We start from the raw sequence: 17,205 nt of genomic DNA on the forward strand, positions 1-17,205 counted from the left end.
TCAGGCACTCACTAACCGCTGCCCCGACACCGCCGGGTGATACAGCGGCTGCACCTTGTTCCCCGCCGGGTCCAGCAGGTGGAAGCTGCGCGCCCCATCACCATGGTTGAAAGGCCGGTCCAACAAGGTCACGCCATGGGCCTTGAAGTACTGGTACCAGGCCTCCAACTCCTCCACGCTGTCCACGATGAACCCGTAGTGATCCAGGGTCTGCAACCCATTGGCCGCCCCGGCCCCCCGCCCCAGCGACAGGTTGTCGTTACCGCAGGTGAGGTACACCAGGTCCTCGTTGGCGCGGTTCAGCACTTCCATGCCCAGCACATCGACGTAGAAACGCTCACACTCTTCAAGGTTGGGTACCAGCAAAGCGATGTGGCGCAGGCCATTCAGGCGGCCAGGGCGTGCAGGCAATTCGGACATTGGCGGGGCTCCATTTTTGTATACAATTCAAAACAGAATTTAAAACAAAAGGAGCGCTTTGTGTATAGCTTGTTCATCAAGACCCGAGTGAAGCCCGGCTGCGCCGAAGCTTTCCTGACCGCGATCAAAGTCAATGCCGCAGCTTCCGTCGCCAGCGAACCAGGCTGCCTGGTGTTCGATGTGTCGCAGGACCGGTTCGACCCAGACGTGATCTACCTCTACGAAATCTATCGCGATGATGCGGCGTATGACGCGCACACCCAGACCGCACATTTCCGCGATAGCCGCCCATTGGTCGAGCCCCTGATCGCCAAACAGGAATGCTTCGAAAGCGATGTGATCACGCGCAACCCGATGTACTAGCTGAGATGAAAAAGCCCCGGCTCAGGCCGGGGCTTTGTGCATAAGTGGCCAAATCCGTTTGGCCGACGGGACATTCCTTACTCGGATTTCAGGCCATCAGCCGAAACGGCCTGCACACCTTTGATCTTCTTGGCGATGGCAACAGCCATCTCTTTCTGTGCATCGGTCACCGCCACATCGGACGACAGCGACACGACACCCTTGTTGGTTTCGACTTTGATGTCGCTGCCAGGCACACCTTTCTCGGTCATCAGGTCAGCCTTCACCTTGGTGGTGATCCAGGTGTCGGAGGTAGCTTCCTTGGCTTTGGTCACCTCACCAGCCGCCAGAGTCATCGGCGCCTGGGTAGATTGCTGGGCGAATGCCGCGTTAGCCATGGTCAGGGTCAGAGCGGTGGCAGTAGCGGCAGCAATGGCGAACTTCTTCATGTGGGTCACTCCTGTTTTTCGAAAGGTCTGCGCCGTATGTCCTGGCGTCAGGTATGAGGGTAGTTGCATGTGCTGTGCCAGCTTTACCGCTTCGCTTGAACCTTTATAAATCAATGACTTAGCTAAACGCCATCACTTGAGCGTTCGTGCATTTTGCAATCAGCGTGGGAAACCTGCATGCAAGATGCAAGTCCGCTAAAGGTTCCCGTCGCGCATGAAAAAAGGGCCCCGAAGGGCCCTTTCCGTGTTGCGTGCAACCGTCGCTTAAACGCCCGAGGCCTTGGCCGCGGCTACGTCCTTGATCGACAGCTTGATACGGCCGCGGTTGTCCACGTCCAGTACCAGCACTTCGACTTCCTGGCCTTCTTTGAGGATGTCGGTGACTTTCTCGACGCGAGCATCGCTCAGCATGGAGATGTGCACCAGGCCGTCCTTGCCAGGCAGGATGTTGACGAAGGCGCCGAAGTCGACGATGCGCTCAACCTTGCCGACGTAGATCTTGCCGATCTCGGCCTCTGCGGTGATGCCCAGGATGCGCTGCTTGGCAGCCTCTGCCGCTTCCTTGGTTTCGCCGAAGATCTTGATCGAGCCGTCGTCTTCGATGTCGATCGAGGCCTTGGTCTCTTCGCAGATGGCGCGAATGGTGGCGCCGCCTTTGCCGATAACGTCACGAATCTTGTCGGTATCGATCTTCATCGCGATCATGGTCGGGGCGTTGGCCGACAGTTCGGTACGCGACTGGCCAATGATCTGGTTCATCTGACCGAGGATGTTCAGGCGCGCTTCCAGGGCTTGGCCCAGGGCGATTTCCATGATCTCTTCAGTGATGCCGTTGATCTTGATGTCCATCTGCAGCGCGGTCACGCCCTTGGCGGTACCGGCTACCTTGAAGTCCATGTCGCCCAGGTGGTCTTCGTCACCCAGGATGTCGGTCAGGACCGCGAACTTCTCGCCTTCCTTGACCAGGCCCATGGCGATACCGGCAACCGGTGCCTTCATCGGCACACCAGCGTCCATCAGCGCCAGGGAAGCACCACAGACCGAAGCCATGGAGCTGGAGCCGTTGGATTCGGTGATTTCCGAAACCACGCGAATGGTGTACGGGAACACGTCAGCGGCAGGCAGCATGGCCTGAACCGAACGACGAGCCAGACGGCCGTGGCCGATTTCGCGACGGCCAGCACCGCCCATACGGCCACACTCACCTACCGAGAACGGCGGGAAGTTGTAGTGCAGCATGAAGGGGTCTTTCTTCTCGCCTTCGAGGGTGTCCAGCAGCTGGGCGTCACGGGCAGTACCCAGGGTCGCAACGACCAGGGCCTGGGTTTCGCCACGGGTGAACAGCGCCGAACCGTGAGTCTTCGGCAGCACGCCGACTTCGATGTTCAGCGGGCGAACGGTCTTGGTGTCGCGACCGTCGATACGTGGCTTGCCGTTTACGATGTTTTCGCGAACGGTGCGGTATTCGATTTCGCCGAAGATTTCTTTCACTTCGGAAGCCGAAGGCTGGCCTTCTTCACCGGAGAACTTGGCGATCGCCTGATCGCGCAGCTCGCCCAGACGCGCATAGCGGTCGGCCTTGACGGTGATGGTGTAGCCCTGCGAAACCGCTTCGCCGAACTCGGCGCGGATAGCGTTGAACAGCTCGGTGTTGGCAACTGCAGGTTTCCAGTCCCAGGTCGGCTTGGCAGCTTCGGCGGCCAGCTCTTTGACAGCCTGGATCACAGCCTGGAATTCGTCGTGGGCGAACAGTACAGCGCCCAGCATCTGGTCTTCGGTCAGCTCTTGAGCTTCCGATTCAACCATCAGTACGGCGTCGGCGGTACCGGCAACGACCATGTCCAGGCTCGAGGCAGCCAGTTGCTCGTAGGTCGGGTTCAGCAGGTAGCCGGTGCTTTCGTGGAAAGCAACGCGAGCGGCGCCGATCGGGCCTTCGAACGGGATGCCGGAAATGGCCAGGGCAGCCGAGGTACCGATCATCGCAGCGATGTCCGGGTCGGTCTTCTTGCTGGTGGAAACCACGGTGCAGACAACCTGCACTTCGTTCATGAAGCCTTCCGGGAACAGCGGACGGATCGGACGGTCGATCAGGCGCGAGGTCAGCGTCTCTTTCTCGGAAGGACGGCCTTCACGCTTGAAGAAGCCACCCGGGATCTTGCCGGCGGCGTAGGTCTTTTCCTGGTAGTGAACCGACAGCGGGAAGAAGCCCTTGCCTGGATCAGCCTGTTTGGCGCCTACCACAGTCACCAGCACGGTGACGTCGTTGTCGACGGTAACCAGCACGGCGCCGGTTGCCTGACGGGCGATACGGCCCGTTTCGAGAGTAACGGTCGATTGACCGAACTGGAAAGTCTTGATTACCGGGTTCACGGTTTCCTACCTTTTTCAGTGGCTCTTGGGGGAACTGGTTTCTTGCGAATTCTTGGGCAGAACGGGGAATCGGCCCCATTGACCGTCCAGATACAACACGAGGTTGGGAGCCTGGCTGAAGAGCGGAAAACCGCTCAACTTCACCAGGCTGCCAACCTCGGAGATACGCATGACATGCTCATAGACAACGCTGCCAGGCAGCGTTGCCAATGCATGAGACACGCCATGCACACCACTGACCAGGCCGCTATTAGCGACGCAGGCCCAGGCGACCGATCAGGGCGCTGTAACGAGTGGTGTCTTTGCCCTTCAGGTAGTCCAGCAGCTTACGACGCTGGTTTACCATACGGATCAGGCCACGACGCGAGTGGTGGTCTTTACCGTTGGCCTTGAAGTGGCCTTGCAGCTTGTTGATGTTCGCGGTCAGCAGAGCAACCTGAACTTCTGGGCTACCAGTGTCGCCAGCGGCTTGCTGGAAGTCGGTAACGATTTGAGCTTTTTCTTCAACGCTGAGGGCCATTTGGCTTCTCCTGATAACGGATCCCGCATGCGGGGTCCAATAGGCCAGGGACAAATCCCTGTATTAATAAAAAAGGTGTGACCGTGCCTACTGACAGCCACCCTTGATTCCGTGAGACCCGGCAACAGCCTGGCCCCGCGGTTTCGGTCATTCCGACCGAATCAGCCGACGCGGCGCAATGCGCCCGTCTTCGCTCACTTCACCGATACCGATGAAGCGCGCATTATGATCCTGTACCCGGACCATGCCAAATTGTGGCGCGTCCGGCGCGCGTACCGCCTGCCCATGCAGCCAGTAGAACGCACTGTGTTCCGACAGGCTGACCATCGGCCAGTCCTGCAGCCCGCTGTCAGATGGCATCAGGAAGCGGTCGAGCGCTTCGTTGCCACCGTCGGCATGGGCCTGTTCGAGTTCCTCGAGGGTAACCGTCTGTGCCAGCGCGAAGGGCCCGGCCTGGGTCCTGCGCAGCTCGGCGACATAAGCGCCGCAGCCTAGGGCTTCACCGATATCCTCCACCAGGGTGCGGATATAGGTGCCTTTGCTGCATCCTACGCTCAACCGTGCACGGGTGCCTTCGCACTCGAGCAACTCCAAGCGGTTAATAGTAACAGAACGCGCCTCGCGCTCCACTACCTCTCCTGCACGCGCCAGTTTGTACAGCGGCTGGCCATCACGCTTGAGCGCCGAGTACATGGGCGGTATCTGGCTGATGGGGCCACGAAAACGTGGCAGCAGCGCCTCGATATCGGCGCGACCAACGGTCACGTCGCGGGTCTGCAGTACCTCGCCCTCGGCATCGCCGGTGTTGGTAGTCTGCCCCATCTGCATGACGGTTTCGTAGCCCTTGTCGGAATCGAGCAAGTACTGCGAAAACTTGGTCGCCTCGCCGAAGCACAGCGGCAGCACGCCGGTTGCCAACGGATCGAGGCTACCGGTGTGGCCGGCCTTTTCCGCATTGAGCAGCCAGCGCACCTTTTGCAGGGCGGCGTTGGACGTGAAGCCCAGCGGCTTGTCGAGCAGGATGATGCCGCTGACATTGCGGCGGATACGTTTGACCTGGGCCACCACTTACTCCTTGGTGCCCGACTCGTCGGCATCCTTGTGCAGGCGGTCTTCGGCCACTGCACGCTCGATCAGCGCCGACAGGTGCACACCACGGCTGACACTTTCATCGAAGTGGAAGTGCAGCTGCGGCACGCTGCGCAGTTGCATCGAACGCCCCAGGTGCAGACGCAGGAAGCTGGCAGCGCTGTTCAATGCCTTGAGCGACTGCTGCACGGCGTCCGGGGTTTCCTCGCCCATGACGGTGATGAACACCTTGGCATGGCCCAGGTCACGGCTGACGTCCACGGCGGTGATGGTCACCAGACCGACGCGTGGGTCCTTGACTTCGCGACGGATCAGTTCGGCCAGCTCGCGCTGCATCTGATCGCCAATACGTTGGGTACGGCTATATTCTTTGGCCATTCTTGCTACCTGTAACTTAAAGCGGCAAACGCCCGGACAGACGAATGCCTGACCGGGCGCTACCTGAAGAGGTACCGCAAGCCGCCCTGTAGCGGGCGCTTGCGGCTCGCTCGCCCTTAAAGGGTACGAGCCACCTGGACTTTCTCGAAGACTTCGATCTTGTCGCCGACCTTGACGTCGTTGTAGCTCTTGACGCCAATACCGCACTCCATGCCCGAACGCACTTCGGAGGCGTCGTCCTTGAAGCGACGCAGCGATTCCAGCTCGCCTTCGAAGATCACAACGTCGTCGCGCAGTACGCGGATCGGACGGTTGCGGTAAACGGTACCCTCGATGACCATACAGCCAGCGATGGCGCCGAACTTCGGCGAACGGAACACGTCACGCACTTCGGCGACACCCAGGATGTTCTCGCGAACATCGCTGCCGAGCATGCCGGTCAGGGCCTTCTTGACGTCTTCGATGATGTCGTAGATCACGTTGTAGTAACGCATATCCAGACCTTCTTGCTCGACGATCTTGCGCGCACCGGCATCGGCACGCACGTTGAAGCCGAACAGTACTGCGTTCGAAGCCAGTGCCAGGTTGGCGTCGCTTTCGGTGATACCACCGACGCCACCACCAATCACACGCACCTGCACTTCGTCGTTGCCCAGGCCGCCAAGCGAGCCCTGCAGTGCTTCCAGAGAACCACGCACATCGGTCTTGAGAACGATGTTGAGGGTTTTCTTCTCTTCCTGACCCATGGTCTCGAAGATGTTTTCCAGCTTGCCGGCGTGAGCACGGGCCAGCTTGACCTCGCGGTACTTGCCTTGACGGAACAGGGCAACTTCACGGGCTTTCTTCTCGTCGGCAACCACGGACAGCTCGTCACCGGCTTCCGGGGTACCGTCCAGGCCGAGGATTTCGACCGGGATCGACGGGCCGGCTTCCTTCACAGGCTTGCCGTTCTCGTCGAGCATGGCACGCACGCGGCCATAGTTGGAACCGCACAGAACCATGTCGCCCTGACGCAGGGTACCGTCCTGAACCAGGATGGTCGCCACTGGGCCACGGCCCTTGTCCAGGCGCGATTCGACGACCACGCCACGACCTGGAGCGGTCGGGGTTGCAGTCAGTTCGAGAATCTCGGCCTGCAGCAGGACAGCTTCGAGCAGTTCGTCGACGCCGGTACCCATCTTCGCCGAAACCTTGACGAACGGAGTGTCACCACCCCAGTCCTCGGAGGTTACGCCTTCGACGGACAGTTCGTTGCGGATGCGATCGAGGTCAGCACCTGGCTTGTCGATCTTGTTCACCGCAACCACCAGCGGAACGCCAGCTGCCTTGGCATGCTGAACGGCTTCGCGGGTTTGAGGCATCACGCCGTCGTCCGCTGCCACCACCAGGATGACGATGTCGGTCGCCTTGGCACCGCGTGCACGCATCTGGGTGAAAGCTGCGTGGCCCGGGGTGTCGAGGAAGGTGACCATACCGCGGTCGGTTTCCACGTGGTAGGCACCGATGTGCTGGGTGATACCACCGGCTTCGCCAGCGGCAACCTTGGCACGACGGATGTAGTCGAGCAGCGAGGTCTTACCATGGTCAACGTGACCCATGACAGTAACCACCGGTGCACGCGACTCGGTCTGGCCTTCGAATTTCAGCGATTCGGCCAGGGAGTCTTCCAGCGCGGTGTCGCTGACCAGGGTGACCTTGTGGCCCAGCTCTTCTGCGATCAGCTGAGCGGTTTCCTGGTCGAGCACCTGGTTGATGGTGACCGGAGTACCCATCTTGAACATGAACTTGACCACTTCAGCGCCCTTGACGGACATCTGGTTGGCCAGCTCGGAGACCGTGATGGTCTCGCCGATGGTCACGTCACGGATGACGGGGCCAGTCGGGTTCTGGAAGCCGTGCTGATTACGCTTTTTCAGCTTGCCCTTGCCGCCACGACCACGACGAGCGCCATCGCTCTCTTCGTCGGTAGTGCGCGGAGCAGCACGCGGAGTCGGCGCCTTTTCCTTCTCCTTGACCTTGACCTTGATCGACACACGAGGCGCCTCGCCACGACGACGGTCGTCATCGCGAGTACGGCTTTCGTTGCGACGGGTCTCGTCCTTCTTGCGCTCGGCAGCACGGGCTGCAGCGTCTTCGGAGGCCGGAGCGTCGGCGACTACCGGGGCCGGGGCAGCGGCAGGAGCCGGCTCTGGCTTGGCGGCAGGCGCAGGGGCGGCTACAGCGGAGTCGGCCGCCTGACGACGGGCTTGCTCTTCGTTGCGCTGGCGAACTTCGGCCTCGACCTTGTCGCGAGCGGCATTTTCAGCCGCGCGGCGCTCATCCAGCTCACGCTTCTGCTCAGCCTGGATTTCTTCCGGGCTGCGCTGCACGAAAACTTTCTTCTTGCGTACTTCTACGCTGATGCTCTTGCTACCGGCGACACGCAGGGTGCTGGTGGTTTTGCGCTGCAAGGTAATCTTGCGCGGCTCTTCCGCCTTGCTCTTGTGGCTGCTTTTCAAATGAGTCAGCAGGGTCTGCTTCTCATTGTCGGTCACTACCTGACCGGCGTCGGTGTGCGGCAGACCTGCCTCACGCATCTGCTGCAGCAGGCGCTCTACCGGTGCCTCGACCTCTTGGGCCAGTTCTTTCACCGTGACTTGCGTCATGCACTTCTCTCCTCAGGCCGCGCCTAATTACTCGAACCAGTGGGCTCGGGCGGCCATGATCAACTTGCCGGCACGCTCTTCGTCGATGCCGTCGATGTCGAGCAGATCGTCGATCGACTGCTCGGCCAGGTCTTCGCGGTTAACCACGCCGCGCACCGCCAGTTCAGCCGCCAGGTCCTTGTCCATGCCCTCGAGGGAGAGCAGGTCTTCGGCCGGGTGGGCGTCTGCCAGTTTTTCTTCGGTAGCGATGGCCTTGGTCAACAAACGGTCCTTGGCTCGAGCGCGGAGCTCATTGACGATATCTTCGTCAAAGCCATCGATGTTGAGCATTTCTTCCAACGGTACGTAGGCAATTTCTTCGAGGCTGGTGAAGCCTTCGTCGACCAGCACTTGGGCCAGCTCCTCGTCGACTTCCAGTTCATCGATGAAATTGCGCAGGATGTCACCGGTTTCGGCCTGTTGCTTGGCCTGGATGTCCTTCTCGGTCATCACGTTCAGGGTCCAGCCGGTCAACTGACTGGCCAGGCGAACGTTCTGACCGCCACGGCCAATGGCCTGGGCCAGGTTGTCCTCGGCGACGGCGATGTCCATGGCATGGGCATCTTCATCAACGATGATCGCCGCGACTTCGGCCGGCGACATGGCGTTGATGACGAACTGCGCCGGGTTATCGTCCCACAGGACGATATCCACACGCTCACCACCCAGCTCCCCGGATACGGCCTGGACGCGCGAACCACGCATGCCGATGCAGGCACCTTGCGGGTCGATACGCTTGTCCTTGGAGCGGACGGCGATCTTGGCTCGCGAACCCGGATCACGGGAAGCAGCCATGACTTCGATGAGGCCCTCGGCGATTTCCGGCACTTCAATGCGGAAAAGCTCGATCAGCATCTGCGGCGCGGTGCGCGACAGAATCAGCTGTGGGCCACGGTTTTCAGTGCGAATTTCCTTGAGCAGCGCACGCAGGCGCACGCCAACACGGAAGGTTTCGCGCGGAATGATGTCTTCGCGAGCCAGCAAGGCCTCGGCATTGTTGCCCAGGTCAACGATGACGTTGTCGCGGGTAACCTTTTTAACGGTACCGGAGATGATCTCGCCCACGCGTTCGCGGTAGGCATCGACCACCTGGGCGCGCTCGGCCTCACGGACCTTCTGCACGATGACCTGCTTGGCGGTCTGGGCGGCGATACGACCGAACTCGATGGACTCGATCTTCTCCTCGATCACGTCACCGACCTTGGCTTCAGGGTGGGTGTCCTTGATCTTGTCCAGCCAGGTCTCGATTGCCGGATCATCAAGATCGGCTTCGTCGACCACGGTCCAACGACGGAAAGTCTCGTAGCTACCGGTGTGGCGATTGATTTCCACACGCAGGTCGACTTCGTCTTCAAAACGTTTTTTGGTTGCAGTGGCCAGGGCCACTTCCAGCGCTTCGAAAATGACGCCGGGCGGTACACCTTTTTCGTTGGATACCGATTCAACAACCAGCAGTACTTCTTTGCTCATCGTACGCCTCGCCTTGCGCAAGCCATTGGGCCCGGATAGTCCGCCGGGCCCGGCACGTCTCAGTCAAAACTGGGAATAATATTGGCCTTGTCGATCGAGTCGATCGGTAACAGGAACTCTTGGTTGTCCACCTGGACCACCACATCCTGCTCCTCCACACCACGGAGAAGGCCCTGGAAGTTACGACGACCCTCGAAGGGTGAGCGCAGCTTGATCTTCACTTGTTCGCCGGCATGCGAGGCAAACTGTTCCAGAGTGAACAGTGGGCGATCCATGCCTGGAGAAGACACCTCGAGGGTGTACTCACTGCTGATTGGATCTTCCACATCGAGGATTGCGCTGGCCTGACGACTGACCGCTTCGCAGTCCTCCACCAGAATGCCGCCTTCCTTGTCGATGTAGATGCGCAGTACCGAATGCTTACCCTGGGAAACGTATTCGATCCCCCAGCACTGATAGCCCAGACCCTCGACAACCGGGGCCAACAAGGCCTGCAACTGTTCTAGCTTGCTCGACACCTGAACCCCCTCGTGCATGCTGTGCAAATAAAAAATGGGCGAAGCGCCCATCCCTGAAAGCGCCGTTGGACAACGACGCCGAAAACTGTTCGGTTAGCAAAAAGCCCCTGAAAAGGGGCTCCGCTGAAGCTGGTTGCGGGGACTGGATTTGAACCAACGACCTTCGGGTTATGAGCCCGACGAGCTACCAAGCTGCTCCACCCCGCGACAAAGCTGGGGCAAAAGTATAAGACCGAACCCTACTGAGGGTCAAATCCAAACATTCACCTACAAGAAAGCCCGCTAAAGCGGGCTCTCAAGCTTTAATTGGTACCGAGAAGGGGACTCGAACCCCTACACCCTATGGGCACAACCACCTCAAGGTTGCGTGTCTACCAATTCCACCACCTCGGCAATACTACTACTTGAAACCCGTTACTTCTGCTCTTCTGCCGGAGGAGGTACATCACCCGTGTTATTGGTGGTTTCGCTCTTCTGCTGTTGGAGCACCGGTACATCATCATTAACTGCCGGTTTTTGCGGCTCTTTCACTTCTAGCACTGCTGGATCTGGAAGACCTGCTTGGCTAAGCTGGTGAGCTTGTTGCTTCGCGAAGTATCCTAACCCAAGTGCTGTCAAAAAGAAAGTGGCAGCGAGTATAGCAGTTAATTTACTTAGGAACGTTGCAGAGCCTTGGCTCCCGAACACGGTGTTTGAGGCACCCGCGCCGAAAGATGCACCTGCTTCAGCACCTTTACCCTGTTGCAACAGAACCAGCACTACAAGCGACAGCGCTGCCAACAGATGAAAAACAACGATGACTGTTTCCAGCATTTGTTCAGTTTCCTGCGGCGCGACAAATTGCACCGAATTCGTCTGCGTTCAGGGAAGCCCCACCAATGAGACCCCCATCGATATCCGGCATGCCGAACAGTTCGGCCGCATTGGCCGCCTTCACGCTGCCGCCGTAGAGCAACTGCACCTTCGCAGCTACTTCAGCATCTTCTGCCGCCAACTGGCCGCGGATGGCGGCGTGCACATCCTGGGCCTGCTGTGGCGTGGCCGTAAGGCCAGTGCCGATGGCCCATACAGGCTCATAGGCGATTACTGCATTGGCAAAAGCCTTAACACCGAATGCTTCGATGATACTGCTTAGTTGACGCCCGACAACTTCAAGCGTTTTGCCAGCCTCGCGCTCTTCAAGGGTTTCCCCGATGCAAAGCACTGGCTTCAAACCTTTGGCCTGGGCCGCTGCAAACTTGCGATTGAGCACTTCGTCGGTTTCACCAATGACTTGGCGACGCTCCGAGTGACCAATCAACACCAACTTGCAACCTGCTTCAACCAGCTGCTCCGGAGCAACTTCCCCGGTCAGCGCACCCTGTTCGGGTTGTACAGCAGAATTCTGTGCGCCGACAGTAATTTCTTTACCCGCCAAGCCATCGATCACTTGATTGATGAACAGGGCTGGTGGAAATACCGCGACTTCCACTCCGCTCGGCAAGGCGAGATTGCTCAAGCCTTCGGTCAGCTCAGCGACGCTAGCGCGGGTACCGTGCATCTTCCAGTTACCAGCTACCATAGGGCGACGCATGCTTTACCTCGTCGGTCAAAGTGGGCGCAGATCTTACCCAACCAGATCTGCGCTGGCAAGCGCCATCAGACACAAACTTCGCCAACCAGTTTGGCCAGTGCTTCAGCATGGCCACGCACCTGGGTTTCGTCTTCGCCTTCGACCATGACCCGCACCAGCGGCTCGGTACCAGACTTGCGCAACAGCACACGACCGCGACCGGCCAACGCTTCAGTGACCTTGGCACTGGCTTCCTTGACGGCCGGGTGCTCCAGCGGGTCGACCTTGCTGGCGCCGAAGCGCACGTTGATCAACACCTGCGGGCACTTGCGCAGCGCCTGACGGGCCTGCGCCAAGGTTTCGCCACGGCGCTTGAGCGCCATCAGCACCTGCAAAGCGGCAATGATCGCGTCACCGGTGGTGGTGTGGTTGCAGCACACGACATGGCCGGAGTTTTCGCCACCAACCAGCCACTCGCGCTCCAGCAGCTCAGCCATGACATAACGGTCGCCGACCTTGGCCCGCACGAACGGGATATCCAGGTCTTTCAGTGCAAGCTCCAGGCCCAGGTTGCTCATCAGCGTACCGACTACCCCACCTTGCAGCTTGCCACGATCGTGCAAGTCGCGAGCAATGATGAACAGCAGTTCGTCACCGTCGACGATGGCGCCGGTGTGGTCGACCATCAGCACCCGATCACCGTCGCCATCGAAGGCAATGCCAAGGTCGGCATGGCCCACCAGCACGGCAGCCTGCAGCGATTCGATGTGGGTCGAGCCGCAGCCTTCGTTGATGTTCAGGCCGTCTGGTTGCGCATGCAGCACGGTCACATCGGCACCCAACTCGCGGAACACGCTTGGCGCGACCTTGTAGGTGGCGCCGTGGGCGCAATCGACCACCAGCTTGAGGCCATCGAAGCTGGTGCTGCTCGGCACGCTGCTCTTGCAGAATTCGATGTAGCGGCCCGCCGCGTCGTTGATGCGCGACACCTTGCCCAGCTTGCTCGAATCGACAACCGTCATCGGCTGGTCGAGCAGTTCCTCGATCATCAGCTCGACTTCGTCAGGCAGCTTGGTGCCCTGACCGGAGAAGAACTTGATGCCGTTGTCTTCGTGCGGGTTGTGCGAGGCACTGATGACAATGCCCGCCTGGGCATGGAATGTGCGCGTCAGGTAGGCGATGGCCGGTGTAGGCATTGGCCCCAGCAGCATGACATCGGCACCCGCGGCGGCCAGGCCGGCTTCGAGCGCGGACTCGAACATGTAACCGGAGATACGCGTGTCCTTGCCCACCAGCACCCGGCAATGGCCCTGCTTGCGGAACGCCATGCCAGCCGCCCAGCCAAGCTTCAGCATGAAGTCAGGCGTGATCGGGTATTCGCCGACGCGGCCACGAATGCCGTCGGTACCAAAGTATTTTCTGCTCATAGGGACTCCAATGTTCTTATTCGGCGTTTTGCACCGCAGCGATCATGCGCACTACATCGACAGTTTCGGCCACATCATGGACACGAAGTATGCTCGCCCCCTTGGTCATGGCCAACGCCGCCAGCGCAAGGCTGCCGTACAAGCGCTCGCCGACCGGACGTTCCAGCGTCAGGCCGATCATGCTCTTTCGTGAAACACCCACCAGCAGTGGGCGCCCAAGGCGATAGAGCGCTTCCATGTGCTTGAACAGGCTCAGGTTGTGCGCCAGTGTCTTGGCGAAACCAAAGCCCGGATCAAGAATGATTCTGTTTGAATCGATGCCCGCCGCCGAACAGGCGGCCATCCGCTGCTCAAGATAACGCGCAACGTCGGCGGTCACATCTTCGTAATGCGGGTCATCCTGCATGTTACCCGGCTCGCCACGCATGTGCATGAGGCACACCGGCAGGCCAGTATCGGCCGCGGCGTCCAGAGCGCCATCGCGCTCCAGGGCGCGCACGTCATTGATCAGCCCGGCGCCTAGACGCGCGGACTCGCGGATGACGGCAGGCGTCGAGGTATCGACCGAGATGACCACGTCAAGGCGACTATTGATCGCCTCAACCATTGGCGCCACCCGCTCCAGCTCTTCGGTCACCGATACTGCGCGTGCGCCCGGCCGCGTGGACTCGCCGCCGATGTCGATCAGCGTAGCGCCGGCGGCAACCATTGCCTCGGCATGGCGCAGGGCCTCGTCACGCTGACTGAAGCGCCCGCCATCGGAGAAGGAATCGGGGGTGATATTGAGAATACCCATGACATGGGTACGTGACAAATCAAGAACCCGGTTGCCGCAAGGCAACCGGATCGGGTACTGCACTGAGCTCATAGATGCCCTTAGTGTTGAGCTGCTGGGCCGCCGATTGGCGATTCCGGACGATCATTCTGGGCCGCAGGCGTACCCGAGTCCTTGTCATCGTCCCAGTCACGCGGCTCGCGTGGCGTACGCCCAGCCATGATGTCGTCGATCTGATCGGCATCGATGGTTTCGTACTTCATCAACGCTTCGGTCATCGCTTCAAGCTTGTCTCGATTCTCGATCAGCAGCTGCTTGGCAGTGGCGTAGCACTGATCGATGATGCTGCGCACTTCGGAGTCGATCAGCTTGGCAGTCTCGCCGGACACACTGGCGTGCTGGCTGCCGGCGCTACGACCGAGGAATACCTCACCCTCTTCTTCTGCGTACATCAGCGGGCCGAGTTTTTCCGACAAGCCCCACTTGGTCACCATGTTTCGGGCGATCTGGCTGGCACGCATGATGTCGTTGGACGCACCGGTAGTCACGCCATCGAAGCCCAGGGTCATTTCTTCGGCGATACGACCACCGTACAGCGAACAGATCTGGCTGATGAGCGCGCGCTTGGACAGGCTGTAACGGTCTTCTTCCGGCAGGAACATGGTCACGCCCAAGGCACGACCGCGCGGAATGATCGAAACCTTGTAGACCGGGTCGTGCTCTGGCACCAGGCGACCAACGATGGCATGGCCAGCCTCGTGGTAGGCAGTGTTACGTTTTTCTTTCTCGGACATGACCATGGTCTTGCGCTCGGCGCCCATCATGATCTTGTCCTTGGCCAGCTCGAACTCTTTCATTTCGACCAGGCGCTTGTTGGAGCGTGCGGCAAACAGCGAAGCCTCGTTGACCAGGTTGGCCAGGTCGGCACCGGAGAAGCCTGGGGTACCACGGGCAATGACCGCCGGGTTGACGTTCTCGCCAACCGGTACTTTGCGCATGTGCACCTTGAGGATCTGTTCGCGACCACGGATATCCGGCAGGCCGACCACCACCTGGCGGTCGAAGCGCCCCGGACGCAGCAGCGCAGGGTCGAGTACGTCCGGACGGTTGGTAGCAGCGATAACGATGATGCCATCGTTCATCTCGAAGCCGTCCATCTCCACCAGCAACTGGTTGAGGGTTTGCTCACGTTCGTCGTGACCGCCGCCCATGCCGGCGCCACGGTGGCGACCAACGGCGTCGATCTCGTCGATGAAGATGATGCACGGGGCGTGCTTCTTGGCCTGCTCGAACATGTCGCGCACACGGCTGGCACCGACACCGACGAACATCTCCACGAAGTCCGAACCGGAAATGGTGAAGAACGGCACTTTCGCTTCGCCAGCAATGGCCTTGGCCAGCAAGGTCTTACCGGTACCGGGCGGGCCAACCATCAGCACACCACGTGGAATGCGGCCACCCAGGCGCTGGAACTTGCCTGGATCGCGCAGGAACTCGACCAGCTCGCCAACCTCTTCCTTGGCTTCGTCGCAGCCGGCAACGTCGGCCAGCGTGGTCTTGACCTGGTCTTCGGACAGCAGGCGCGCCTTGCTCTTGCCAAAGCTCATCGGCCCGCCCTTTCCGCCTGCGCCGCCTTGCATCTGGCGCATGAAGAACATGAACACGGCAATGATCACCAGGATCGGGAAGCTCGCCACCAACAGCTGCGTCCAGATGCTCTGCTGCTCAGGCTGCTTGCCTTCGACAACCACATGGTTGTCGACCAGGTCGCCGATCAGGCCATTGTCGGTAATGGCCGGACGCACGGTCTTGAAGCTGTCGCCGTCGGCGCGCTTGCCGGTAATGATGTAGCCGTCTACGGTCACACGCTCGACCTTGCCATCCTTGACCTGCTGGATGAAGTCGGAGTAGTTGAGGGTCTGCGGCTCGTTAGGGCTGGAGAAGTTGTTCATCACTGTCACCAGGACAGCTGCGATGATCAACCACAGGATCAGATTCTTTGCCATGTCGTTCAATTCGCTACCCTCTGAGGCCGGCGCACGACGCAGCCGTGCCTCGCATGATATTCATCGCCCTAACTTACTACATTACCTACGCAGCCGCAGGCACCGTCTGTAACCCTTTGTGAAAGCTAGACTACACGAAGTTCGGACGATCCTGACGCAGTGGCCGATTGGAATTAACTATCGGCCACCCCGCTTCACACCTTTCATGCCCCTTTGAAGCCTCTGCCCAACAGGTATTGCTCACGGGAGCGATCCCGCGACGAAGATGGCTTGCGCATTTGCACTTTGTCGAACTTGCTGCGCACGTCCTTCAGGTACACGTCAAAACCTTCGCCCTGGAAAATCTTGATCAGGAAGTCGCCGCCGGGCTTGAGTACGCGGGTCGCCAGATCGAGGGCCAGCTCACAGAGGAACATGGCACGCGGTATGTCCACCGCGGGCGTACCACTCATATTGGGGGCCATGTCGGAAATCACAAGGTCTACGTGCGAATCGCCGACCGCCTCGAGAATGCGCTGCAGCACTTCATCGTGGGTGAAGTCACCCTGAATGAAGGTCACATCAGCGATCGAGTCCATTTCCAGAATGTCGGAAGCGATCAGGCGACCCTGGCCACCAATCAGACGACTGGTCACCTGGGACCAGCCACCAGGCGCGGCGCCGAGGTCGATCACACTCATGCCAGGGCGGATCAGACGGTCCTTCTCCTGGATCTCCAGCAGTTTGTAGCTCGCACGCGAGCGGTAGCCATCCTTCTGCGCCTGCTTCACAAAAGGGTCGTTAAAATGCTCTCGCAGCCAGTTGGCGCTGCTTTTGGAACGTTGTACCACGGGGCACCTCGATGATATGCGTCGTGATTGACTGGGCGGAGCCGGTGGCCCTCGGGTAAAATGCCGGTCAATTTTACAGAATCAGACGGAAAGGGTCAGATTATGCCGCTCAATAACGAGCAGAAGAAGCAATACAAGTCCATTGGTCATGACCTGAAGCCGGTCCTGATCGTTGCTGGCAACGGTTTGAATGAAGGCGTCATCGCCGAATTGGAGCGCGCGCTGGTCGACCATGAGCTGATCAAGGTCGAAATTCGCTCGGAAGACCGCGAAGAACGTGCCGAAACCATTGCAGAACTGTGCAAGGCCGGCCGTGCCGAGCTGGTGCAGACCATCGGCAAGAAAGCCCTGATCTACCGCAAGAACCCACAGCCG

At 59.7% G+C, this 17,205-nt stretch carries 17 protein-coding genes and 2 tRNA genes; 2 read left to right on the top strand and 17 right to left on the bottom strand.

The features are described from left to right. Positions 1–420 (bottom strand): VOC family protein, encoded by a 420-nt coding sequence (locus APH42_RS17220; RefSeq protein WP_012274236.1) that lies wholly within the window; start codon positions 418–420, stop codon positions 1–3. 60 nt (positions 421–480) lie between these two features. Here APH42_RS17220 and APH42_RS17225 point away from each other — a divergent pair, with 60 nt between their 5' ends. Continuing rightward, the gene (locus APH42_RS17225) at positions 481–783 is read left to right on the top strand and encodes a putative quinol monooxygenase (RefSeq protein WP_060493849.1); all 303 of its coding nucleotides are present in this window, start codon (positions 481–483) and stop codon (positions 781–783) included. 77 nt (positions 784–860) lie between these two features. Here the strand turns inward: APH42_RS17225 and APH42_RS17230 are convergent, their stop codons facing one another. The 16 genes from APH42_RS17230 to rlmE form a co-directional block, all read right to left on the bottom strand. Next, positions 861–1,211 (bottom strand): BON domain-containing protein, encoded by a 351-nt coding sequence (locus APH42_RS17230; protein ID WP_012274238.1) that lies wholly within the window; start codon positions 1,209–1,211, stop codon positions 861–863. Positions 1,212–1,475: 264 nt separating this feature from the next. Beyond that, positions 1,476–3,581, bottom strand: a complete 2,106-nt coding sequence (pnp, locus tag APH42_RS17235; RefSeq protein ID WP_012274239.1) for a polyribonucleotide nucleotidyltransferase — start codon at positions 3,579–3,581, stop codon at positions 1,476–1,478. A 250-nt stretch (positions 3,582–3,831) separates the two neighbouring features. Next, positions 3,832–4,101: a 30S ribosomal protein S15 gene (gene rpsO / locus APH42_RS17240; protein WP_012274241.1), complete on the bottom strand. Its 270-nt coding sequence runs from the start codon at positions 4,099–4,101 to the stop codon at positions 3,832–3,834. A gap of 147 nt (positions 4,102–4,248) precedes the next feature. Beyond that, positions 4,249–5,166, bottom strand: a complete 918-nt coding sequence (truB, locus tag APH42_RS17245; RefSeq protein WP_012274242.1) for a tRNA pseudouridine(55) synthase TruB — start codon at positions 5,164–5,166, stop codon at positions 4,249–4,251. A 3-nt stretch (positions 5,167–5,169) separates the two neighbouring features. Further along, positions 5,170–5,568 carry a 30S ribosome-binding factor RbfA gene (gene rbfA / locus APH42_RS17250; RefSeq protein ID WP_012274243.1) on the bottom strand — a complete coding sequence of 133 codons (399 nt, stop codon included), beginning with the start codon at positions 5,566–5,568 and terminating at the stop codon, positions 5,170–5,172. Positions 5,569–5,684: 116 nt separating this feature from the next. Next, positions 5,685–8,213, bottom strand: a complete 2,529-nt coding sequence (gene infB, locus APH42_RS17255; RefSeq protein WP_012274244.1) for a translation initiation factor IF-2 — start codon at positions 8,211–8,213, stop codon at positions 5,685–5,687. 27 nt (positions 8,214–8,240) lie between these two features. Then, positions 8,241–9,722 carry a transcription termination factor NusA gene (gene nusA, locus APH42_RS17260; protein WP_009685349.1) on the bottom strand — a complete coding sequence of 494 codons (1,482 nt, stop codon included), beginning with the start codon at positions 9,720–9,722 and terminating at the stop codon, positions 8,241–8,243. A 59-nt stretch (positions 9,723–9,781) separates the two neighbouring features. Beyond that, a complete protein-coding gene (gene rimP / locus APH42_RS17265; RefSeq protein ID WP_012274245.1) occupies positions 9,782–10,240 on the bottom strand; it encodes a ribosome maturation factor RimP in 459 nt (152 codons plus the stop codon). A 130-nt stretch (positions 10,241–10,370) separates the two neighbouring features. Then, positions 10,371–10,447 (bottom strand) — tRNA-Met (locus APH42_RS17270). 100 nt (positions 10,448–10,547) lie between these two features. Then, a tRNA-Leu gene (locus APH42_RS17275) sits at positions 10,548–10,633 on the bottom strand. Between the two features lie 21 nt (positions 10,634–10,654). Then, positions 10,655–11,053 (bottom strand): preprotein translocase subunit SecG, encoded by a 399-nt coding sequence (gene secG, locus APH42_RS17280; RefSeq protein ID WP_012274246.1) that lies wholly within the window; start codon positions 11,051–11,053, stop codon positions 10,655–10,657. 4 nt (positions 11,054–11,057) lie between these two features. Continuing rightward, positions 11,058–11,813, bottom strand: coding sequence for a triose-phosphate isomerase (gene tpiA / locus APH42_RS17285; RefSeq protein WP_012274247.1), 756 nt, complete (start codon positions 11,811–11,813; stop codon positions 11,058–11,060). 65 nt (positions 11,814–11,878) lie between these two features. Then, positions 11,879–13,219 carry a phosphoglucosamine mutase gene (gene glmM / locus APH42_RS17290; RefSeq protein WP_060493850.1) on the bottom strand — a complete coding sequence of 447 codons (1,341 nt, stop codon included), beginning with the start codon at positions 13,217–13,219 and terminating at the stop codon, positions 11,879–11,881. A 16-nt stretch (positions 13,220–13,235) separates the two neighbouring features. Further along, on the bottom strand, positions 13,236–14,087 hold the full coding sequence (gene folP, locus APH42_RS17295; protein WP_060493851.1) for a dihydropteroate synthase: 852 nt from the start codon (positions 14,085–14,087) through the stop codon (positions 13,236–13,238). An 8-nt stretch (positions 14,088–14,095) separates the two neighbouring features. Next, positions 14,096–16,000, bottom strand: a complete 1,905-nt coding sequence (ftsH, locus tag APH42_RS17300; protein ID WP_012274250.1) for an ATP-dependent zinc metalloprotease FtsH — start codon at positions 15,998–16,000, stop codon at positions 14,096–14,098. A 203-nt stretch (positions 16,001–16,203) separates the two neighbouring features. Next, the gene (gene rlmE, locus APH42_RS17305) at positions 16,204–16,830 is read right to left on the bottom strand and encodes a 23S rRNA (uridine(2552)-2'-O)-methyltransferase RlmE (RefSeq protein ID WP_012274251.1); all 627 of its coding nucleotides are present in this window, start codon (positions 16,828–16,830) and stop codon (positions 16,204–16,206) included. A gap of 102 nt (positions 16,831–16,932) precedes the next feature. Here rlmE and yhbY point away from each other — a divergent pair. Beyond that, a partial coding sequence (gene yhbY / locus APH42_RS17310) for a ribosome assembly RNA-binding protein YhbY (RefSeq protein WP_060493852.1) occupies positions 16,933–17,205 on the top strand: 273 nt, incomplete at its 3' end.

The sequence above is a fragment of the Pseudomonas sp. NBRC 111140 genome (genome assembly GCF_001320885.1).
Taxonomy (GTDB): Bacteria; Pseudomonadota; Gammaproteobacteria; order Pseudomonadales; family Pseudomonadaceae; genus Aquipseudomonas; species Aquipseudomonas putida_P.